The organism is Staphylococcus simulans (genome assembly GCF_002994445.1).
GTDB classification, from domain to species: domain Bacteria; phylum Bacillota; class Bacilli; order Staphylococcales; family Staphylococcaceae; genus Staphylococcus; species Staphylococcus simulans_B.
Window position 1 is genome coordinate 141,925 of the sequence record NZ_MRZJ01000003.1, and the last position, 22,007, is coordinate 163,931.

At 37.6% G+C, this 22,007-nt stretch carries 19 protein-coding genes; 12 read left to right on the forward strand and 7 right to left on the reverse strand.

Features of this window, described 5'->3' with window-relative positions:
• Positions 1 to 127: 127 nt before the first annotated feature.
• The 5 genes from C7N65_RS05735 to queC all read right to left on the reverse strand — a co-directional run bounded on the left by C7N65_RS05735 (position 128) and on the right by queC (position 2,993).
• Positions 128 to 388 (reverse strand): GlsB/YeaQ/YmgE family stress response membrane protein, encoded by a 261-nt coding sequence (locus C7N65_RS05735; protein ID WP_105993519.1) that lies wholly within the window; start codon positions 386 to 388, stop codon positions 128 to 130.
• Between the two features lie 85 nt (positions 389 to 473).
• The gene (locus tag C7N65_RS05740) at positions 474 to 1,076 is read right to left on the reverse strand and encodes a hypothetical protein (protein ID WP_105993520.1); all 603 of its coding nucleotides are present in this window, start codon (positions 1,074 to 1,076) and stop codon (positions 474 to 476) included.
• 112 nt (positions 1,077 to 1,188) lie between these two features.
• Positions 1,189 to 1,902 (reverse strand): 7-carboxy-7-deazaguanine synthase QueE, encoded by a 714-nt coding sequence (gene queE / locus C7N65_RS05745; protein ID WP_105993521.1) that lies wholly within the window; start codon positions 1,900 to 1,902, stop codon positions 1,189 to 1,191.
• Complete coding sequence (queD, locus tag C7N65_RS05750) at positions 1,895 to 2,320, reverse strand: 6-carboxytetrahydropterin synthase QueD (RefSeq protein ID WP_105993522.1); 426 nt, start codon at positions 2,318 to 2,320, stop codon at positions 1,895 to 1,897. Before queD ends, queE begins: the two co-directional genes overlap by 8 nt.
• 1 nt (position 2,321) lies before the next feature.
• Positions 2,322 to 2,993 (reverse strand): 7-cyano-7-deazaguanine synthase QueC, encoded by a 672-nt coding sequence (gene queC, locus C7N65_RS05755; protein ID WP_105993523.1) that lies wholly within the window; start codon positions 2,991 to 2,993, stop codon positions 2,322 to 2,324.
• 347 nt (positions 2,994 to 3,340) lie between these two features.
• Between queC and C7N65_RS05760 the strand changes: the two genes are divergently transcribed.
• The 12 genes from C7N65_RS05760 to C7N65_RS05820 all read left to right on the forward strand — a co-directional run bounded on the left by C7N65_RS05760 (position 3,341) and on the right by C7N65_RS05820 (position 18,516).
• Positions 3,341 to 3,934 (forward strand): anthranilate synthase component II, encoded by a 594-nt coding sequence (locus tag C7N65_RS05760; RefSeq protein WP_105993524.1) that lies wholly within the window; start codon positions 3,341 to 3,343, stop codon positions 3,932 to 3,934.
• Entirely contained in the window at positions 3,918 to 5,057 is a 1,140-nt protein-coding gene (locus C7N65_RS05765) for a chorismate-binding protein (protein ID WP_199790657.1), read from the forward strand. Before C7N65_RS05760 ends, C7N65_RS05765 begins: the two co-directional genes overlap by 17 nt.
• Before the next feature lie 2 nt (positions 5,058 to 5,059).
• Positions 5,060 to 5,668 carry an aminotransferase class IV gene (locus tag C7N65_RS05770; RefSeq protein ID WP_105993526.1) on the forward strand — a complete coding sequence of 203 codons (609 nt, stop codon included), beginning with the start codon at positions 5,060 to 5,062 and terminating at the stop codon, positions 5,666 to 5,668.
• Between the two features lie 280 nt (positions 5,669 to 5,948).
• A complete protein-coding gene (gene pxpB, locus C7N65_RS05780) occupies positions 5,949 to 6,659 on the forward strand; it encodes a 5-oxoprolinase subunit PxpB (RefSeq protein ID WP_105993528.1) in 711 nt (236 codons plus the stop codon).
• Positions 6,643 to 7,647 (forward strand): biotin-dependent carboxyltransferase family protein, encoded by a 1,005-nt coding sequence (locus C7N65_RS05785; protein ID WP_105993529.1) that lies wholly within the window; start codon positions 6,643 to 6,645, stop codon positions 7,645 to 7,647. Before pxpB ends, C7N65_RS05785 begins: the two co-directional genes overlap by 17 nt.
• A gap of 561 nt (positions 7,648 to 8,208) precedes the next feature.
• A complete protein-coding gene (ltaS, locus tag C7N65_RS05790; RefSeq protein WP_105993530.1) occupies positions 8,209 to 10,155 on the forward strand; it encodes a polyglycerol-phosphate lipoteichoic acid synthase LtaS in 1,947 nt (648 codons plus the stop codon).
• A gap of 231 nt (positions 10,156 to 10,386) precedes the next feature.
• Positions 10,387 to 12,258: an ABC-F family ATP-binding cassette domain-containing protein gene (locus C7N65_RS05795; RefSeq protein WP_105993531.1), complete on the forward strand. Its 1,872-nt coding sequence runs from the start codon at positions 10,387 to 10,389 to the stop codon at positions 12,256 to 12,258.
• 9 nt (positions 12,259 to 12,267) lie between these two features.
• Positions 12,268 to 14,049, forward strand: a complete 1,782-nt coding sequence (gene recQ / locus C7N65_RS05800) for a DNA helicase RecQ (RefSeq protein WP_199790660.1) — start codon at positions 12,268 to 12,270, stop codon at positions 14,047 to 14,049.
• Between the two features lie 92 nt (positions 14,050 to 14,141).
• Positions 14,142 to 15,098 (forward strand): ABC transporter ATP-binding protein, encoded by a 957-nt coding sequence (locus C7N65_RS05805; protein WP_105993533.1) that lies wholly within the window; start codon positions 14,142 to 14,144, stop codon positions 15,096 to 15,098.
• Positions 15,095 to 16,612, forward strand: coding sequence for an ABC transporter permease/substrate-binding protein (locus C7N65_RS05810; RefSeq protein WP_105993534.1), 1,518 nt, complete (start codon positions 15,095 to 15,097; stop codon positions 16,610 to 16,612). Before C7N65_RS05805 ends, C7N65_RS05810 begins: the two co-directional genes overlap by 4 nt.
• A 165-nt stretch (positions 16,613 to 16,777) precedes the next feature.
• Entirely contained in the window at positions 16,778 to 17,842 is a 1,065-nt protein-coding gene (gene hisC / locus C7N65_RS05815; RefSeq protein ID WP_105993535.1) for a histidinol-phosphate transaminase, read from the forward strand.
• Positions 17,843 to 17,979: 137 nt separating this feature from the next.
• A complete protein-coding gene (locus tag C7N65_RS05820; RefSeq protein ID WP_105993536.1) occupies positions 17,980 to 18,516 on the forward strand; it encodes a 5' nucleotidase, NT5C type in 537 nt (178 codons plus the stop codon).
• A gap of 109 nt (positions 18,517 to 18,625) precedes the next feature.
• Here C7N65_RS05820 and C7N65_RS05825 read toward each other — a convergent pair whose 3' ends face one another.
• Positions 18,626 to 20,128 (reverse strand): peptide MFS transporter, encoded by a 1,503-nt coding sequence (locus C7N65_RS05825; protein WP_105993537.1) that lies wholly within the window; start codon positions 20,126 to 20,128, stop codon positions 18,626 to 18,628.
• Between the two features lie 285 nt (positions 20,129 to 20,413).
• Entirely contained in the window at positions 20,414 to 21,937 is a 1,524-nt protein-coding gene (locus C7N65_RS05830; protein WP_105993538.1) for a peptide MFS transporter, read from the reverse strand.
• Positions 21,938 to 22,007 lie beyond the last annotated feature (70 nt).

Consider the following 22,007-nt stretch of genomic DNA (forward strand, 5'->3'; position numbering starts at 1 on the left):
AACAATAGTTTGGCAATACTATTAAAGAGAATCTAAAGTAGAATTAAATTGAATGACATGTAATATAATCCAATGAAAAAAGCAGTATCACTCAACGAATTGAGTGGTACTGCTTCAGCGTTAATGCTTATTTTCTTTTGTTCTTGTGAATTGCACCAAAGATGAATGATACAATCAAGATTAAAAGAATTGTACCGATTAATGCTGGGAAGATTGCTAGGCCGCCTAATGATGGACCCCAATCACCAAAGATTGCTGAACCTAACCAAGCACCTACGATACCTGCGATAATGTTTCCTAAAATTCCTCCAGGAATATCTTTTCCTAAAATAGCGCCGGCTAACCAACCGATTAGGCCCCCGACGATTAACATTACTATTAATCCCATAATAATAGCCTCCTCATAAAATACTACCAATACTTTCTATTGTGTTTGTTAGTATTTACCACTATTACTGAAGAGATAATCATATTTAATCAAATTTCATACAAAAAGGTTTCGTCCATAATACAAATAATAATAAAATAGAATACACGATTAAGAAAATATACCAGAATGGTGTTAAAAGTGTAATCACTAAGAATGAAAGAATAATGAGTACTGTTCCGATTGTCAGAGACTTTGCGATATTATTCCAAAAATGCTTTGAATTTTGTTGTTGATCAGTATTATGAAAAACAGCTAAGAAAATCAAGGATGCGCCGAATAAAAAGAAGACAGGTGATAGATATGGAATCGACATATAATATGACTTCTCGCTGGTATTAAAGATGATAAGCATCGAAAGACTCATGATTGTAAAGACTACAAAGGCTATGAATTTTTGCGTTTCAAAAATAATCGGCTTTAATTTCCAATCTGTAAGTAAAGCAAGAAGTGTCCAAATTGAAATAAAAGCGACGATAGAATATGTAATGAAATCGTACTTTCCAATGATAATTATATTAATAATACTATTCAATGTAACCGCGATTAAAATAGAACTTAAGCGCACTTGGTGAATAGCATTGAAAAACATATCAATAAAGATTGAAGCTAAAATCATCACTATGTTAATAACTATGTATATGAGCATAAGGTGTGTCTCCTGACTTCTATTATTCACTGGAATATTATATCAATTTCGGTAAATTTAAGCATTTGAAAACACTTTCGAATAAAAAAGCTCGGGCAAGATAGCCCGAGACTTAAACACCTTTCATATTGCTCCAAAGTAAAGTATGCAATTGCGGTAAAACATAGACTTGATTCATGTCACTGCTTTTCATCACTGTTTCAACGAGGTCTTCATAACGTTTAAGCAAACGCTGTGTATGATTTTCTACTTCATCATCTAAATAAGGATTGCCCACTTGTAGATAGAATGGAATATCCGGATAGCGATGATGCATAGCTTTCGCAAAATCATAGTCCTTATCATCAAAGACAACAACTTTTAAATTGAGTGATTCTTTGACACATTGTTCAATGACTTCATCTAAAATCTGCAAGTTCGGCTGCATACCTGAACTTGGCGGTTTCGGACTGATTGTTAAATCGTCGATTTGGCGCATCCATGGTTGGAAGCGGCTGCCTTGTGTTTCGAGTGCGCTTTCTATGCCTTTAGTTTCAAACAGATCTATCAAGTCCTGAATACCTTTGATTAAAGCAGGATTGCCGCCTGAGATAGTGACATGGTTGAAACAATCGCCGCCGATTTCATATAAACGTTCATAAATTTCTTCTGCGGTCATCATTTGAATCTCATCTTTCATACTGCCGTCCCATGTAAAACTAGAATCACACCAGCTGCATCGGTAATCACAGCCTGCTGTGCGCACAAACATAGTTTTACGTCCGATGACACGGCCTTCGCCTTGTATAGTAGGGCCGAAGATTTCTAATACAGGAATTTTAGCCATTGCGAAACGCCTTTGGTCGATAGACGACGTAGCTTGATGGTGTTTCTCTTAAATAGACTTGTGCGCATTTTGGTTGATTAGGCTGTTTTTCTAAAATTTGTTCTGTGATGTCGCAAATCGTTTGTGCTACGACTTCTGTAGATGGCATTTTGTCTTTGAATTGCGGTAAATCATTTAATAAATAATGATCGAATTGTTCATGAATCTCTTTCTTTAGGGCCGCAAAGTTGATTAAGAAACCGCTGTGATCAAGTTCATCTCCGACGATTGTCAGATTTACAAAGTATGTGTGACCATGCGTACGTACACATTTTCCTGCATCGTCGCAAGGAATATAATGTGCAGCTGCAAAATGGAAATCTTTATTAAGTTCGAATGCGTAAGGATGGGCGACAGTTGGATAAATTTGTTGTAACAAATTAATTCACTCCTTTTTCTGCTAAATAAGCATCTAAACCGCGTTTGCGTAATTTACAAGCAGGGCATTCACCGCAGCCGTCTGCGATAATCCCGTTATAACAAGTTAATGTTTCGTTTCTGACATAATCTAAAACGCCAAGTTGATCGCTTAAGGCCCAAGTTTCTTTTTTATCTAACCACATTAAAGGTGTATGGATGACAAAGTTTTTATCCATAGATAGGTTTAATGTGACATTCATTGATTTGACAAAGTCGTCTCGGCAATCCGGATAGCCGGAGAAGTCTGTTTCGCAAACACCTGTAATAATATGGCGTGCTTTGATTTGATAAGCCAATGCACCTGCAAATGATAAGAATAATAGGTTGCGTGCCGGCACAAATGTATTTGGAACACCATCATCTGTATCTTCGATTTTCAGTTCATGTTGTGTAAGTGCATTAGGTGTCAGTTGAGATAATAAAGACATGTCTAAAACATGGTGTTTAAGGCCTTGTTCTTGTGCAATTTTCTTCGCTACTTCGATTTCAGTATCGTGTCTTTGACCATATTGAAATGTGACAAGTTCGACTTCATCAAATTTTTCTTTCGCGTAAAATAAACAAGTTGTACTGTCTTGTCCGCCGCTGAAGACGACTAATGCCTTTTTATCGTCAAGGGTATGGGGTGCCATAAGTCATTCTCTCCTTTAATTTATGGCCTAGCCAAATCAATAAAAAACTCGGACGCTAAAGGGAGCAAGCAAATTGTGAGACAATATTGCTTTAACTCTTTTAGGTCCGAGTTGACGTAGACAATTGATTAATCTATTGACTATCTCTATAAAAGATAGACGATTGGAAGTAAAAGTCTAGTTTTTTATAGAGGGTATCAGCTAGGAACCTCTGTGTTATTTATGTCGATAGATAGAATAATATATTTCTGCACTAAAATCAAGATGTGGTTATTGCTATTACAAAATCTGCTGACATCTTGTAAAATGGATAGTAAAAGAACGTTGAGTAAGGGGACAAGTTAAAAATGATCATAATGATAGATAACAAAGATTCATTTACATACAATTTGGTAGATTATTTGGCGACTGAAAGCAAAGAAGAGATTCAAGTCATTGATGTTGATGCAGTGGATATCGCATCCATGTGTGCCATGAAGCCTACAGCCATTGTTATATCCCCAGGACCTGGGCGCCCAAGCGACTATCCGATTTTGAATCAAGTAGTGGAAACCTTCAGTACAACGACACCGATTTTAGGTGTTTGTTTAGGTTTTCAGCTTTTGATTGAACATTACGGCGGTGCGATTATTCATAATGACCGTCCGGTGCATGGACATACGACAAAGATAACGCACAATGACAAAGGAATATTTCATGGATTGCCGAAACAATTTCATGTTATGCGCTATCATTCATTATGCGCAGATGCTGCGCGTATACCTGAATGTCTGGAGGTTACTGCACAAAATGATGCAGGTATTATTATGGCAGTAGCACATCGAAACTATCCAGTATATGGTGTGCAGTACCATCCGGAATCTATTTTAAGCGAATATGGACATGAACAGATTCGACTATTTCTACAACAGGCAGGTGAGTCTCTTGTTAGCTCAATTTAACTTTCGTTATTACACTAATGAAACAGAGTACAAGCAATATCAATACGCGTTTGATCAGTTGAAAGAGAAGCGGATTGCTTATCGATTAGAAGAGGTTAAGGATGTCATCGACTTTGCGGAACAAGCACAACAAGCAGGCAACTTTGTAGGTGTTTATCTGCCGTATGAAGCAGCACCTGCCTTCAATGCACAAATGGAAGTCCATACACCAGAGCAATCACCGTATGTTTATGCGGCTGCTTATGTATTCGAAGCACCTGTTGATAGAGAACAGACAGTAAAAGCAGAACAGTCAGAACACCTGCAATTTCAATTTTATCTGCCTGAATCGACGATGATTGCACATATTCAACACGTTCAAGCTATGATTGTGGAAGGGAATACGTACCAAGTCAATTACACGACACGTATGTTTGATGATATCCGTATGCCTATAGCGGTTATGTATCGTTATCTAACAAGAAGCAGCCACGGTAATTATACGGTGCTCATTGATACAGATGAATTAGAAGTGGCTTCAATTTCACCGGAGTTGTTCTTTCAACGCGGCAGCTTTAAGTCGATGCAAGATGTTGTCTTAAGCAAACCGATGAAAGGTACGATGCCAAGAGGCAAGGATGAAACAGAAGATCAATATTATTATCAGCAACTGAAACAATCGGAAAAGGATCAAGCTGAGAATGTCATGATTGTCGATTTGTTGCGTAATGATATTGCACGTATCGCTGATCCGGGCAGTGTCAAAGTATATCAGCCGTTTCATATTGAAAAGTACCAAACAGTCTTTCAAATGACGAGTATGGTCACTGGTCAATTGCCAAGCAACACTTCCTTGCATCGTATATTTACAGCACTTTTCCCATGTGGTTCCATTACAGGAGCACCGAAACTGAATACCATGCGTTATATCAAAGCACTAGAAAGTACACCTAGACATGTGTATTGCGGTACTATCGGTTTAATGCTTCCTAAAGGGCCTTCGATCTTCAATGTGCCGATTCGTACAGTGCAGTATATCGGAGGAAAGGCTGTCTATGGTGTCGGTGCCGGTATTACGATTGATTCGGATCCAAAAGCAGAAGTAGCAGAATTCAAAGCGAAAACTAAAATATTGGAGCAGTGATTATGTATTTATTTGAGACGATGCGTTTAGAAGCAGGCAAAATACCAAGATATACTTATCATCAAGCACGTTTATTCAATTCAGCTGGACAATTAGATTATCCATTAACTAAAGAGACGTTCGAACGTTTTATTCAATCCATTCAACAAGCACATCCGACAGGAACACACCGGTTGAAAGTGATGTTAGAACCTTCAGGCACACTGACATATCAATGTGTCGCATTGCCGAATAAATCGCACTTTACAGCGAAAGCACAGCAGATAAACACGGACTATCCGAAGTGGCAATATATTAATAAAACTTCGCATAGAGAGCATGTAGAACATGATCATGAAACAGATGTAGTGTTGTATTATGATAATAAAGGCAAAGTGTTGGAATTTGATATCGGCAATGTATTGATTAAAGAAAATGGACAGTATTATACACCGTCATTTGAAAATGATTTCTTGCGCGGGTGTATGCGCGCGCAATTATTAGATGAAGAAAAGGTAAAAGAAAAAGATTATGACATCTCTGAACTTAAGCGTAAGCTGAAAGCAGGGGAAGCGGAAATTTTTCTTGTAAATAGTTTGCGAGAGGTTGCCGAGATTGAGATAAATCTTTAGAATTAAGAATGATTAGAACATTATAAGTTTCAGAAGGGTATAAATTAAGGTGGCAGCATGATTTGGATAATCATAATATTGATAGTTGCTGTAACGATGATTGCTAAGCGCATGATGAATCATTACATTCAACAGCACCAGCTGATAAAAGCCAAAGTTGTTGTAGGTGTAATGTTATTGATACAAATTGTACTCGTATATTACTTTATGAACATGTTGATAACGTATATTTTGAGGTTGTTAAATATATTCTATAATCAATGAAGACCAGAGGTGCATTATGAAAATATATAGTCAAGGTGACCAAGCCATCGTGGTTTCTGTGGAAAAAGAAGTCACACAACATACAACAGAAGATTTGTTAGCATTGCGTAAATACTTATTAGATCAAAATTATCCGTTTATTACTGAAATTGTGCCGACAGAATCGGATATGATGATTGTTTATAATGCGCGAGATATGATTAAGCATCACCATATCGCGTCTCCGTTTCAATACATGACGGATTTGCTGCACTCTATTAAAATTGAAGTCAAACATGGTGATGCAGTGAATATGCCGACAGAATTACCAGTGTATTACGGCGGAGAATACGGACCGGATTTAGCTGAACTCGCAGCGTATTTCAAAATGACTGAAGAAGAATTTATTCAATTGCATGCGCATAAAACGTATTTCGTTTCAATGATGGGCTATTCACCTGGTTTTCCATATTTAACAGGATTGAATGAACGTATTTATGTCAATCATACGGGCAGCGAACAAAAATTTATTCCTGCAGGCTCAGTTATTTTAGAAGGTAAGAAATGCGGTGTAGTGACAACAGATACATATGGCGACTGGCTTGTGATCGGTTATACACCTGTGCGTTTATTCAACCCTGAGAAAGAAGACTTTACTTTATTGAAATTAGGAGATACGGTGCGTTTTAAACCGGCAGATCCTGAAAATGCAGCAGTAGGAGGCAATGAGCATGTCAATCATAATTGAAAATCCAGGGCTGTTTTCTAGTTTCCAAGATTTTGGACGCCAAGGTTATGAACATGATGGCGTGATTCCCGGCGGTGCCCTTGATTTCCTAGCACATGAAATCGCAAACCGTCTGGTCGCAAATGATAAAAATGAAGCGACATTAGAAATGACGACAAAAATGGCACGTATCCGTTTTACAGAGCCCACATTAATTGCACTTTCCGGCGGCAACTTTAAAGCATGGACACAAAACATGCGTATTTTGCCGAATAAATTATATTTAGTTGAAAAAGGCGATGTCTTACAGTTTTCCGAATCTAACCGTACTTCACGCGTTTACTTAGCAATCGGCGGCGGTGTGGAATTAGAAGAGTGGCTCGGCTCAACTTCTACTGACTTCTTATCTAAAATCGGAGGCTATCAAGGACGTGCATTGCAGACAGGTGATGCAATCAATATGAAACGCAACTACACAAAACGTCATTTGAAGTTATTCGATAACTTGAAAGTCACACACAAGACAGACTGGGGTATTGACGGTTATGCGTTATCATTCAACTACATGTCTGATATGTTCCATGTTGTCTTAAATAAAGGTGCAGAGGACTTTGACGAAGAAACACTTAACCGATTTACTTACGGAGAATACAAAGTAACCAGCAAAGCGAACCGTGCCGGTATGATTTTAGAAGGAGATCCGGTGAAAGCATTCTATGAAGATATGCCGCCGCACCAATCAGTTAAGCGCGGTACGATTCAAGTGAAACGTGACGGTTCACCGATTATCTTATTAAATGATCATTATACACTAGGCAGTTATCCGCAGCTTGGAACGATTGCAAGCTATCATTTAACAAAACTTGCACAAAAGCCGCAAGGTGCACGTTTGAAATTCCAATATATTGATGTGTACACAGCTGAAAGCAACTTAATGAAATACAGCAGCTGGCTGCAACAGTTGTTCCATGGTATTGAGTACCGTATGTTGCAAGAAATGCAGAAATAATAATAGAAATATCTAACTGAAAAAATCCGAGAGAAGTGACATGCTTTTCTCGGATTTTTTGCTGCCTGAAAATAATACCTGCTACTAGGGCTGGGGACTGATTTAAAATTGAAACAGCTGCTGTATAATTTTACGTTATCAACACTTATACATTACGAAATTGATAAGCCTTAACACGCACTATGAACAGTTTTCAAATTACCTTATTAATAAATTAACATAGAAAAAATAAAGTGTAATAAGTCATTTTTGCGTAAGATATTACTTGAAATGTAGTGTGAAATGTTCTATATTTAATTACTGTACTACGTGATTTTTGTTACAAGTATGTTACAAAAAGTAGTGTTTGTAAATTTTTAGTGAATATGAAATTGAAAAAATGAAACGAAAAAAGATGTAACGATTGAAAATATAGACTGATAAAGCAGTTTTAACTGCTTTGCTTTTTATTGATTGGCCATTGAGCAGGAAGCCTTTCTAAGAGATACGATATAAAACGGGGAATGGTGCTGTTTGATGATTGATTGAATACTAAAATAACAAATAACGGGGGAGACACACATGAGTCTGCAGAAAAAGAAAATAAGCATATTTGTCTTCTTCTTGCTTACCGTACTAACCGTAAGTTTGAAGACGTATTTTGCTTATTATGTTGATTTTTCTTTAGGAGTTAAGGGATTAGTCCAAAATTTGATTTTGTTAATGAATCCATACAGCTTACTCGCATTAATTCTTAGCGTATTCTTGTTCTTTAAAGGTAAGAAAGCGTTCTGGTTTATGCTTATCGGCGGATTCTTATTAACTTTCTTGCTTTACGCGAACGTTGTTTATTTTAGATTCTTCTCAGACTTTTTAACATTCAGTACTTTAAATCAAGCAGGCAACGTTGAATCTATGGGCGGTGCAGTATCTGCGTCGTTCAAATGGTATGACTTCGTATACTTCATTGATACGATTGTTTACCTGTTTATCTTAATCTTTAAATCAAGCTGGTTAAATACACGTACTTTCAGCAAGAAGTTCGTACCAGTTGTAATGGCAGTTTCAGTTGCTTTATTCTTCTTGAACTTAGCATTTGCGGAAACTGACCGTCCTGAATTATTAACTCGTACATTCGACCATAAGTATCTAGTTAAATATCTTGGACCTTACAACTTCACAGTTTATGATGGTGTGAAATCTATTCAAAACCATCAAGAAAAAGCAATGGCATCTGAAGATGATTTAACAAAAGTACTTAACTATACAAAACAAAGACAATCAGAAGTAAAACCTAATCCAGAATACTTTGGTGCAGGTAAAAAGAAAAATGTTATTAAAATCCATTTAGAAAGTTTCCAAACTTTCTTGATCAACAAAAAAGTCAATGGTAAAGAAGTAACGCCATTCCTTAACAAATTGTCATCTGGACAAGAAGGTTACAGATATTATCCAAACTTCTTCCACCAAACTGGACAAGGTAAAACATCTGATGCGGAATTTACAATGGATAACAGCTTATACGGTTTACCGCAAGGTTCAGCTTATTCATTGAAAGGTTCTAACACGTATCAATCATTACCTGCCATTCTTGATCAAAAACGCGGTTATACAAGCAATGTAATGCATGGTGACTACAAAACTTTCTGGAACCGTGACCAAGTCTATAAACATTTCGGTATCGACAAATTCTACGATGCAACATACTATGACATGAGTCCGGAAAACATCGAAAACTTAGGGTTGAAAGATAAACCGTTCTTCAAAGAATCAGCGGAATATCAATCTAAGATGAAGAAACCATTCTACTCACACTTGATTACATTGACAAACCATTATCCATTCACTTTATCTCCGGATGAAGCGGGAATTGAAAAACCAAACACTGGTGATTCAACTGTAGATGGTTATGTTCAAACTGCGAACTATATGGATAGTGCATTAGAAGAATATATCAACGAATTGAAGAAAAAAGGTCTTTATGATGACTCAGTGATCATCATTTATGGTGACCACTACGGTATTTCTGAAAACCATAATAAAGCAATGGAAAAACTTTTAGGCGAAGAAATTACACCAGCGAAATTCATGGATTTGAACCGTACTGGTTTATGGATGAAAGTTCCTGGTAAAGAAGGCGGCGTAGACAATACATACGGCGGACAAATCGACGTAATGCCTACATTGCTTAACTTAGAAGGTATCAATACAGATAACTTCTTAATGCTGGGTACAGATTTATTATCTAAAAACCATAAAGAAGTAGTACCATTCAGAAACGGTGATTTCATCACTCCTGAATACAAATATGTAAATGGTAAAGCATACGATAATAAAACGAACCAACCATTGCCTAAAGAACCTGCAGACTTGCAGAAAAATAAACAACAAGTTGAAAAAGACTTGGAAATGAGCGACAGCGTTCTTAATGGTGATTTATTCAGATTCTATAAAAACCCAGATTTCAAAAAAATTGATCCATCTAAATATCAATATAAAGCAGGACCAAAAGGTTCTGAGAAAAAATAATCAATGATAAACAGATTATTGAATTGAACGGGCAAATCCGAAAAGGGTTTGCCCGTTTTTATTTTTGCATTCGAAAATCTTTACAAAACCTTAATATTTAACTCGCTTACAAGAACCTGTAAGAGTATCTTTTGAGCCTCAAAAGATGTATAATATATAGAACTGAAAATTGAGATATGTAGAGGACTACCTCAATTGATATGAACGGATTGAACAAAGCGGAGGCATGACATGGAAGCATATAAAATTGAACATTTACATAAATCATACGCAGATAAGATTGTTTTTGATGACTTGCACTTATCTGTCTCAGAGCATGAACGAATTGGACTTGTAGGTATTAATGGGACAGGGAAGAGTACTTTATTAAAAGTGATTGCAGGACTAGATGATGACTTTGAAGCAGAAGTCAATTGTCCGAATGCTTATCGCATACGCTATTCTTCGCAAAAACAAGACTTGAATCAAGACCATACAGTGCTTGAAGAAGTATTAAGTGCAGATACAGATGCTGTAAAGCTCATTAAAAATTATGAAACAGCGGTACAGCGCTACAGCGAAACGCAAAGTGATAAAGACTTCCAACAAATGATGAACGCACAAGAAGCAATGGATCAAGCTGAAGCATGGGATTACAGTGCTGAAGTGAAAACGATTCTATCTAAGCTCGGCATTCATGATACATCTAAACCAGTAAGTGCGTTATCTGGCGGTCAGCAAAAGCGTGTGGTTTTAGCAAAAACTTTAATTGAACAACCGGACTTATTGCTATTAGACGAACCGACCAACCATTTAGATTTTGATTCGATTAAATGGTTGATTAATTACGTAAAGCAATATCCGCACACTGTCTTGTTTGTGACGCATGATCGTTATTTCTTAAATGAAGTATCGACACGCATTGTGGAATTGGACAGAGGCAAATTAACTACCTATCCCGGCAATTATGAAGACTATATTGCGATGCGTGCTGAAAATGAACAAATCGAACAGCAGCAAAATCAAAAAGCACGTCAATTGTATAAACAAGAACTTGCATGGATGCGTGCGGGTGCTAAAGCCAGAACGACTAAGCAGCAAGCACGTATTAATCGTTTCGGCGACTTAGAAGCACAAGTGAAGAATCAAACAACAAGAGAAAGCGGACAGCTGAATTTGGCACATTCAAGACTAGGCAAGCAAGTCTTTGAATTAGATGATGTATCGAAACGTATCGGAGGTAAGACATTATTTGAGCATGTGACGCAAATTATTCAAAACGGCCAGCAAATCGGTATTGTGGGACCGAATGGTGCAGGTAAAACGACGTTATTGAATATATTAGCTGGAGAAGATACAGACTTTGACGGTGATTTGAAAATCGGATTAACTGTAAAAACAGCTTATTTCAAACAAACTGATGAGCGATTAGACAGAGATATACGTGTCATTGATTTCTTGCGTGAAGAAAGCGAAGTCGCAAAAGAAAAAGACGGCACAACTGTTTCAGTCACACAATTGTTAGAACGTTTCTTATTCCCAAGTGCAACACACGGTAAGAAAGTTTATAAATTATCCGGCGGAGAACAAAAACGTTTGTATTTGCTGAGATTGTTGGTGCATCAACCGAATGTGTTATTGCTTGATGAGCCGACCAATGACTTGGATACTGAAACATTAACAATCCTTGAAGACTATATTGCGACGTTCGGAGGTACAGTCATCACTGTCAGCCACGATCGCTACTTCTTAAATAAAGTGGCACAAGAATATTGGTATGTACATGATGGGAAAATCGAACGTGTTATCGGAAGCTTTGAGGATTATGAAAATTATAAACAAGCACAAGAAAAACAAAAAGAAACTGTGAAAACACAGTCGAAAGCACCGAAAGAAAGACAAAGAAAAGGGTTGTCTTATAAAGAAAAACGTGAATACGAAACTGTTATGGAACGTATTGAACAAGCAGAAACGCGTCTAGAGGAAATTGAACAAGAGATGATAGACGCAAGCGACGACTACGGCAAAATTCAAGAATTAAACACAGAGAAAGAAGCGTTAGAAACACAGTACGAAGCTGACATCACACGATGGAGCGAGCTTGAAGAATTAAAAGAACAATAAGGGGTCAAGATTATGGAAACGACATTATCGCATTATTTTGGATATAAAGATTTCCGTCCAGGGCAGAAGGAAATCATATCTAAAATTTTAGACAAACAAAATGTCCTGGGGGTTTTACCTACAGGCGGCGGTAAATCATTATGTTATCAAGTACCGGGACTCATTATGGGTGGCGTTACGGTAGTCATCAGTCCATTGATTTCATTGATGAAAGACCAAGTGGATCAGTTGAAAGCAATGGGTATTCGCGCTGCTTATCTGAACAGCAGCTTGTCTCAAAAGGAGCAGCGTGCGATTGAAGCAGAATTAAAACGTGGCGACATTCAGTTCTTGTATGTCGCACCAGAGCGTTTTGACAATGGTCAATTTATGAAGCTGATGTTCGGATTAGATATTCATTTAATCGCTTTTGATGAAGCACACTGTATTTCTAAATGGGGGCACGATTTCAGACCGAGTTATCAGCAAGTCATTGATAAAGTTATGAGTCTGCCTCAAGACTTTGCGATTGCGGCATTGACAGCTACAGCAACAGTTGAAGTTCAAAAAGACATTATGGAACGTTTGCATATTGCTTTTAGCAATCGTGTAAAAACAAGCGTTAAACGTCCGAACCTTGTCTTTAAAGTGAATTCAACGTATCAAAGACAGAAGTTCGTCTTAGAGTATGTGAAAGAACATGACCATCAAGCAGGCATTATTTATTGTTCGACTCGCAAACAAGTCGAAGAGCTGCAGCAAGTGTTTGAAGATCAAAAAATCAACAGTACGATTTATCACGCAGGTTTAACGAATAAAGAGCGTGAAGAAGCACAAAACGACTTTGTCTTCGACCGTACGAAAGTAGTCATTGCGACCAACGCATTCGGTATGGGTATCGATAAATCGAATGTCAGATATGTCATCCATTACAATATGCCGGGTGATTTAGAATCTTATTATCAAGAAGCTGGGCGTGCCGGACGTGACGGCTTAACAAGTGAATGTATTCTATTGTACAGCGATCGTGATATCAGCTTGCATCAATTCTTTATTTCATCTTCTAAAGGGGATGATGATTATAAAGAGAAAATGGGTGAAAAGCTGAATAAAATGATTCAATATACCAAGACAAAGAAATGTCTGGAAGCTACTTTAGTCCATTACTTTGAACCAAATGAAAAGCTTGAAGAATGCGGACGCTGCAGCAACTGCAGAAATGAAAATAAAACATACGATATGACGAATGAAGCGAAGAAAATCATCAGTTGTATTGTACGCATGAAGCAGCAAGAAACGTACGGCGTAATCATTCAAGTGCTCAGGGGAGAAACGTCAGACTATGTGAAGTACAACCAGTATGACAAACTTTCAACGTTCGGTATTATGAAAGAATATACTACATCAGAATGCAGTCATTTGATAGATGAATTACGCTTTAAAGGCTTCTTAAATGAAAATGATGAAGTTTTAACTTGTGATAAAAAGGTTAAGAAAGTATTAAATGAGGGGTTAAAAATTTATACTGTACCATTTAAGAAGAAATCACGAGAAAAAGTAAATATTAATACGATTGAAGGCGTTGATCGCGCTTTATACGATGCACTTGTTCAAGTACGTCAACAATTAAGCGAGAAGCTGAATGTGGCACCTATCAGTATTTTTACAGACTTTACTTTGGAAGAGTTTGCGAAACGCAAACCAGAATCTAAACAAGAAATGATTGCGATAGATGGTGTCGGCAGTTATAAATTAAAACATTACTGTCCTCAATTTATTGAAACCATTCATAACTATAAAGCACAGGTATAGAGGAAATATAATAATAACAGCAAGTATCACAATGATTAATGTGTAAGCTTGCTGTTATTTTTTAAAACGAATAGAATGCAGGTGAATAAAGCATGATAGAATTTAAGAACGTTTCAAAGCAGTACGGCAATAAAACAGTAGTCGATAATGTCAGCTTTAATGTTGAAGAAGGAGAATTCTTCGTGTTAATCGGACCATCAGGAAGTGGTAAGACAACAACTTTGAAAATGATTAACCGGTTGATTCCGCTCACAAAAGGATACATTTATTTTAAAGATAAGCCGATCAGCGACTTCCCAGTTTACGAAATGCGATGGGATATCGGCTATGTGCTCCAGCAAATTGCGCTGTTTCCGCATATGACGGTGAAAGAAAATATTGCACAAGTGCCTCAAATGAAAGGCTGGGACAAGACTAAAATCGACCAGCGCATTGATGAATTATTAGAAATGGTTAATTTAGATCCTGATACATATCGCGATCGCAAACCTGATGAGTTATCAGGCGGCCAACGTCAACGTGTCGGTGTTGTACGTGCACTGGCTGCAGATCCTCCAATGATATTAATGGATGAACCTTTCAGTGCATTAGACCCGATCAGCCGCACAAAACTGCAAGAAGATTTGATTGAACTGCAATCAAAAATCAAGAAAACGATTGTATTTGTGACACATGATATTAACGAAGCTATGAAATTAGCAGATCGTATCTGCTTATTAAATGAGGGACGTGTAGAGCAAATCGATACACCGGATGGTTTCTTAGATCATCCTAAAAATGAGTTTGTCCGACACTTCATCAGTCAATATGATCAAGTCAACGCACCAAGACTGACACTTGAAACGATTTTACGTGCAACAAAACTGAAAGCGATTGATACTGCACAGGAATTGCCTGTCGTTTCTGCAGATGCTCCGCTCAATAAAGTGTATGAAGATTTAGCACATGCGGATGGTGTTGCGGTTGAGCAGCAAGGGCAGCTGCATTTATTAACACGAGAAGATGTCTTTAAGTTCTTAGCACAAAATAAGAGAGGTGACGTATCATGAATACATTCTTCCAAACACTCTCTGAACGAAAAGGCGAATTGCTGAGTACTATTTTAGAACATATTCAGATTTCATTTATCGCTTTGCTGATTGCTTGTTTGATCGGGGTACCTTTAGGTATCTTGCTGACAAAGACTAAGCACTTCTCGGAAGTCATTATTAATATTGCTGCGGTGATGCAGACGATACCGTCACTGGCATTATTAGGTCTAATGATTCCGTTATTCGGAATTGGTACAGTTCCTGCTATTATTGCATTAGTTGTTTATGCATTACTTCCAATCCTGCGTAATACATACACTGGAATCAAGGAAGTAGATCCATCATTAGTAGAAGCCGCAAAAGGGATTGGGATGAAACCTGGGCGCCGCTTAACAAAAGTAGAGCTGCCTATTGCTATGCCGATTATTATGGCAGGTATACGTACTGCAATGGTATTAATTATCGGTACTGCAACACTTGCTGCGTTAATCGGAGCAGGTGGTTTAGGTGATTTAATCTTATTAGGTATCGACCGCAATAACAGCTCACTGATTTTATTAGGCGCTATTCCAGCTGCTGTTTTAGCGATTATCTTTGATTTAGCATTGCGTTATATGCAGAGGCTGTCATATAAGAAATTGTTAATTACTTTAGGTGCCATTTTAATTGTTATCGTCTTAGTATTAGTAGTGCCGTTGTTAGGTGCGAAAGGCGACAAAGTAACGATTGCCGGCAAATTAGGTTCAGAACCTTCTATCATCACGAATATGTATAAGATTTTAATTGAAGATGAAACTGATAATACAGTTGAAGTCAAAGACGGTATGGGTAAAACATCGTTCTTATACAATGCATTGAAATCAGATGATATTAACGGTTATCTAGAATTTACAGGTACAGTGTTAGGCGAATTAACGAAAGAACCGTTGAAATCTAAAGAAGAAGCCAAAGTTTACCAGCAAGCGAAACAAAGCTTAGAGAAAAAAGAAGGCATCACGATGTTGAAACCGATGAAATACAATAATACGTATGCATTGGCAGTCAAACGCGACTTTGCGAAAAAACATGGTCTGAAAACGATAGGTGATTTAGAAAAAGTAAAAAATCAAATCAAACCAGGCTTTACATTAGAATTTAATGACCGTCCTGACGGCTTTAAGGCGGTTTCTAAGGCGTATGGTCTGAAGTTTGATAATATCCGTACAATGGAACCTAAATTGCGCTATCAAGCAGTTAAGAAAGGCGACATCAACTTAATCGATGCTTATTCAACAGATGCGGAATTAAGACAATACGATATGGTGGTATTAGAAGATGATAAACATGTCTTCCCGCCTTATCAAGGTGCACCAATCTTTAAAGAATCCTACCTTAAAGATCATCCTGAAATTAAAAAGCCGCTGAATAAATTAGCAGGCAAAATTTCAGATGAAGAAATGCAGGAAATGAACTATAAAGTAACGGTGAAAAACGAAGATCCGTATCAAGTCGCTAAAGAATATTTAGAAAAAGAGCATTTGATTGAAAAATAATAGTTATATTTTAAGTCTGAGCCTTTGTGCTCGGACTTTTTCTATTTTAAACCGTACAATTTCATGAACGTATGAACAACTATTGCCAAGTTGTCTCTATAAGGTATATAATTATCAGTAAATTTCAAATTTTTAAACAAACCAGTTAAAAGGGGACAGATATTTATGAAAGAACAAATCAATCAACTCTCAGCATATCAGCCAGGTCTCTCGCCAAGAGCTTTAAAAGAAGAATTCGGGTTAGATATCGAATTACATAAACTTGCATCTAATGAAAACTTATACGGACCTTCTCCAAAAGCAAAAGAAGCAATTCGTTCACATGTCGATGAAGTGTTGTATTACCCGGAAACAGGTGCACCGACATTACGTAAAGATATCGCCAAAGCTTTAGGTATCAATGAAAATCGTATTTTATTCGGTGCCGGCTTAGATGAAGTCATTCTCATGATTTCACGTGCTGTGTTAACACCTGGAGATAAAATTGTTACAAGCCAAGGCACATTCGGACAATACTATCATAATGCGATTGTAGAAGCGGCAGAGGTTGTCCAAGTACCGCTTAAAGACAATGGACAATTTGATTTAGATGGTATTTTAGCAGAAGTCGATGAAGATACAGCGTTAGTATGGATCTGCAACCCGAATAACCCGACAGGCAATTACGTGACACATGCGGAATTAGAAGCATTCCTTGAACAAGTACCAAGCAACGTACCTGTTTTAGTCGATGAAGCATACTTTGAATTTGTGACAGCAAAAGACTTCCCTGATACATTGAAATTACAAGAAAGCTTCCCCAATGCATTCTTAATGCGTACTTTCTCTAAAGCTTACGGCTTAGCTGGACTTAGAATTGGTTATATCATCGCAACAGAAGAAGCGATTAAAACGTATAATATTATCCGTCCTCCGTTTAACGTTGGCCGTTTATCAGAATATGCGGCAGTTGCGGCTTTTGAGGACCAAGCGTACTTAAAAGAAATCCAGCAAAAAAATGCTGCTGAACGTAAGAAATTCTATGAAATTCCAGAAAGCAAGCATTTCTTTGAGAGTCAAACCAACTTTGTATTCATTAATACCAACCGACCTAAAGATTTATATGAAGCATTCTTGAGCGTAGGCTGTATTACACGTCCATTCCCGAACGGCGTACGTGTAACTATCGGCTTCCCAGAACAAAATGATGCCATGATCGAAGTCTTGAAAAATTTTGACTTTGAAAAATAAGCTGAATATGGACAAGCAGAGCGATGAACAGTCGCTGCTTGTTTTGTATTTACACAATCAGTAACCTTGCTTCACAACTAAATAAAATAAATATGCTATACTCGAAGAGAAGATAAGGAAAGGAAGTTGCTATAAGTATGAAGAGAGAATCAATAGCGATTGATATGGATGAAGTATTAGCGGATACAATCAAAGCTTTGATTGAGGAAGTGAATAAACGTACAGATTTAGGAATCAAAGAGGCATTATTAGATGGAAATAAATTACGCCACTTTATGCCGGAACACGAAGGTGTGCTTGATGAAGTTTTGAAACAACCAGGTTTCTTCAAAAACTTAGAAGTGATTAAAGATTCACAAGAAGTGGTTAAGAAACTAGCAGAGCATTATGATATCTACATTGCGACAGCAGCAATGGATGTACCGACTTCGTTCCATGATAAATATGAATGGTTAAGAGTACATTTCCCATTTTTAGATCCGCAGCAATTCGTCTTTTGCGGCAGAAAGAATATTGTTAAAGCGGATTATTTAATCGATGACAATCCAAGACAGCTGGCACGTTTTACAGGGAAACCAGTGATGTATACGGCTCAGCATAATATTCATAATGAAGACTTCGATCGTGTGAATAACTGGAAAGAAGTCGAAGCTTATTTCTTGGGAAATAAATAAGGTAAGGCTGAGATTTGTAACTAGTATAAAAGAATACGATTCAATAAGAAAAGAGGGGCAAGAACTTGTTAAGTTCTTGCCCCTCTGTTTTAGGTAATAAAATGTTATTTTAGCGTATACCCCGCATACCTTTAACAATCTTAGGCACAAATGCTAATGTAACCAACCCGATAATTACTGCTAAACTTCCTAGGAATAAGAAGTAATTTTGATAGCCTAACGGCTCGATTAATTTAACGAGCGTTCCGTTGATGGCTTGTGCTGTCGCATTTGCTAATAACCATAAACTCATCATTTGCGAGTTGAAGGCTTTAGGTGCCAATTTAACTGCGGCACTGTTGCCGGTAGGTGATAAACATAATTCACCGATAACGCAAAGGATGTAAGATAAAATAACCCAGTTCACGGATACACTGTTGCCGCCTGAAGTCATCATAACGACTGCTACCAGTATGTAAGAAACACCTGCTAACCATGCACCCCAAACGAATTTAGTCGCCAAGCTTGGTTGACGATAACCCAATTTCTTCCAAACATATGAAAGCACAGGTGCTAACAATACGATGAAGAGCGGGTTAATAGATTGGAAATATGTTTTACCGAAATCTGTTTTCCAACCGAATAAGTTCAATTTCATATCGGTACCGCTTAAAGCGTATAAGTTCAAGACGTTTGAACCTTGTTCTTGGATAGACCAGAAGATAACACCGATAATGAAGAGCGGAATGAATGAAATTACGCGTGAGCGTTCATCATCTGTAACTTCCTTACTTCTAATCATGATTGTAAAGTATGCAATCGGCAATGCGATTCCTAAAATTAATACAGTTGTGCTGACTAAGTTGAATGATAATGTACCTGTTAAGCCGGTAATGACTAATACAAGTGCAATCACTAACACAGCAATACCTGCGATTTTCGCATATTTTTTCTTTTCGCTGCTGTTCAATGGATTGGTTGGTTTAGAACCAACATCTCCTAAATTGCGTTTGTTGAAGAGTAAATAAATCACAAGCGCAAGAGACATACCGATTGCGGCGATTAAGAAGCCTTGATGGAACATATGTCCTTTAGAGAAAGCATTCAATACAAGCGGTGCAGCAAGGGCACCCATATTTACTGACATGTAGAAAATAACAAACCCTGAATCGATACGTTTATCATTTTCAGGATATAATCGACCTACGATGTTAGAGATATTCGGTTTCATAAGTCCTGAACCTACAATGATAAAGAACATTGAAATGAATAATCCTGTTTGAGCCAACGGCAGACTTAAAAAGACATGACCGATAATAATTAAAATGGCACCGTACATCGTTGCGCCGCGTGTCCCTGTAATTCTGTCAGCGACCCATCCGCCAAGTACACTTGTCATGAAGATCAGTGAACCATACACTGACATGACAGATTGTGCTGTTGTTTTGTCCATACCTAATCCGCCATCGCTTACGGCGAAGAACATATAGAAGATTAAGAGTGCACGCATTCCGTAATAACTGAATCTCTCCCAAAACTCTACAAAGAATAGAACTCCTAATCCTTTTGGATGTCCGAAGAAACCTTTCTGTGGAATTTCTTGAACATGTTGATTATGCAAATTATTCTGCAAACTAACCCCGACCTTTCTTTCCTATAACGGGTTGATTATATTAGATTTTACTATTTACAAAAGGGAGTTTCAATAATTTTCTAAAAATAAAAATATTATCAAAATTCAGAAAAATATACGATTTAAAGCTGTGTTCATCAAGCATAATTTAATCACACGCATAATACGGGGGCACAGAACAATTCAGAGAACATAAGGATAACCGCTTCCCACTATGTCTAAAAAGTGAACGACACAAAGAAAAAAGCCTGAAACCTAAATAAGATTTCAGACTTGATATAAGGATTAGTGAATCCCTTTCATTGCACGACGTACAAATGGAGAAATTGCGATAAGCAATACGCCGATAACTAAAGTTAATAATCCGGAATACAAGAAGTATTGACCTGAGTCCATCTTCGCATATACGACAACAAGCTGTGCGTTTAAACCTTGCGCTGTTGCGTTGCTCAGCATCCATAAACTCATCATTTGTGCTGTGAAAGCATAAGGTGCAAGTTTTGTTGTTGTTGCTAAGCCGACCGGTGAAATACACAACTCTCCGATTGTGATAAGCAAGAAGCTGAGTACTAACCAGATTGGGTGAATCAATTCACCTTGGCCTAAACCGCCGGCTAATGGTACGACCATGATTAAATATGAGATACCGCCGATAATTGCACCTAAAGCAAATTTAATTACTGTAGGCGGATTGTGTTTGCCCAATTTCACCCATAAAGTTGCAAATAAAGGTGCAAGTGCAACGATAAAGATCGGGTTTAATGATTGGAACCAGGCTGCAGGAATATCAAAATTCAATGCGCCGCCTGTTAATTTAGCTAAACTTAGTTCTGTCTTCTTATCCGCAAAGTTGGCTAAGATTGTTGAACCTTGTTCTTGAATCATCCAGAATGCTACAGAAGTAATGTACAAAGGTACATAACTGCCGACACGAGACTTTTCTTCTGGTGTTACTTTTTTGCTTACAAGCATGTAAACAACGATGTAAATCGGTAATGCAATCCCGATGAATGTAACGAGTAAACTGAAGTTTTCGATTGATAATGCGTTAAATGATTTTAAGATGATCAAGTAAATCGCAAATGCAGCGATGATTGCACCTGCAATAATAGAGAATTTCTTCGTATCTGCTTTTGTCAGCGGATTATGTACAGATAATCCTGCTAAGTTTAAGTACTTTTTGCGTTTTGTCCAATAAACGACTAAACCGAAGAACATCCCGATAGCCGCTGTCGCAAACCCTGCGTGGAAACCAACGCGTGTTTGCAAGAAACCTGTTAATAATGGTGAAATTAATGCACCTAAGTTGATACCCATGTAGAAAATAGTAAATGCAGCGTCGACACGGTTGTCGTTTTTGTTATAAAGCTCTCCGACTGTTGTAGAAATGTTTGGTTTTAATAAACCTGTCCCGATAATCAGCAGCAGCAACGCAATCATAACGGCGGTTAAACTGCCCGGCAAACTTAAAATAATATGACCGAACATAATGAGTATTCCGCCGAAGAATACTGCGTGCTGTGTTCCGGTAATTCGGTCAGCAATCCAGCCTCCGATAACCCCAGACATATAGATTAATGTCCCATATAATGCCACAATCTGCATGGCTACAGATTCATCTAATCCGAATCCGCCTTTAGCTACAGAGTAGTACAGATAGTACACTAAAATGGCTTTCATACCATAGTAACTGAATCTCTCCCAAAACTCAGTAAAGAACAAAGTGCTTAGTCCTTTAGGATGCCCAAAGAAACCTGTTCGTGGTGTACTTTCTATGACTTCTTCGCGTGTGTATTGTTTCTTATTCATAATCTTTCCCCTCGGTGTGACTTAAAAATAAGTTTAATCTATTCAAAGTTCAGATACAAGAAAATTCTGA

Excerpts from the sequence above, each read along its gene's own strand:
- hisC (WP_105993535.1), top strand. The coding sequence starts at position 16,778 with ATGAAAGAACAAATCAATCAACTCTCAGCATATCAGCCAGGTCTCTCG.
- C7N65_RS05785 (WP_105993529.1), top strand. The coding sequence starts at position 6,643 with ATGTCAATCATAATTGAAAATCCAGGGCTGTTTTCTAGTTTCCAAGAT.
- queE (WP_105993521.1), bottom strand. The coding sequence starts at position 1,902 with ATGGCTAAAATTCCTGTATTAGAAATCTTCGGCCCTACTATACAAGGC.
- C7N65_RS05820 (WP_105993536.1), top strand. The coding sequence starts at position 17,980 with ATGAAGAGAGAATCAATAGCGATTGATATGGATGAAGTATTAGCGGAT.
- C7N65_RS05770 (WP_105993526.1), top strand. The coding sequence starts at position 5,060 with ATGTATTTATTTGAGACGATGCGTTTAGAAGCAGGCAAAATACCAAGA.
- ltaS (WP_105993530.1), top strand. The coding sequence starts at position 8,209 with ATGAGTCTGCAGAAAAAGAAAATAAGCATATTTGTCTTCTTCTTGCTT.
- C7N65_RS05830 (WP_105993538.1), bottom strand. The coding sequence starts at position 21,937 with ATGAATAAGAAACAATACACACGCGAAGAAGTCATAGAAAGTACACCA.
- queC (WP_105993523.1), bottom strand. The coding sequence starts at position 2,993 with ATGGCACCCCATACCCTTGACGATAAAAAGGCATTAGTCGTCTTCAGC.
- C7N65_RS05760 (WP_105993524.1), top strand. The coding sequence starts at position 3,341 with ATGATCATAATGATAGATAACAAAGATTCATTTACATACAATTTGGTA.
- C7N65_RS05795 (WP_105993531.1), top strand. The coding sequence starts at position 10,387 with ATGGAAGCATATAAAATTGAACATTTACATAAATCATACGCAGATAAG.
- pxpB (WP_105993528.1), top strand. The coding sequence starts at position 5,949 with ATGAAAATATATAGTCAAGGTGACCAAGCCATCGTGGTTTCTGTGGAA.
- C7N65_RS05740 (WP_105993520.1), bottom strand. The coding sequence starts at position 1,076 with ATGCTCATATACATAGTTATTAACATAGTGATGATTTTAGCTTCAATC.
- C7N65_RS05805 (WP_105993533.1), top strand. The coding sequence starts at position 14,142 with ATGATAGAATTTAAGAACGTTTCAAAGCAGTACGGCAATAAAACAGTA.
- C7N65_RS05735 (WP_105993519.1), bottom strand. The coding sequence starts at position 388 with ATGGGATTAATAGTAATGTTAATCGTCGGGGGCCTAATCGGTTGGTTA.
- C7N65_RS05810 (WP_105993534.1), top strand. The coding sequence starts at position 15,095 with ATGAATACATTCTTCCAAACACTCTCTGAACGAAAAGGCGAATTGCTG.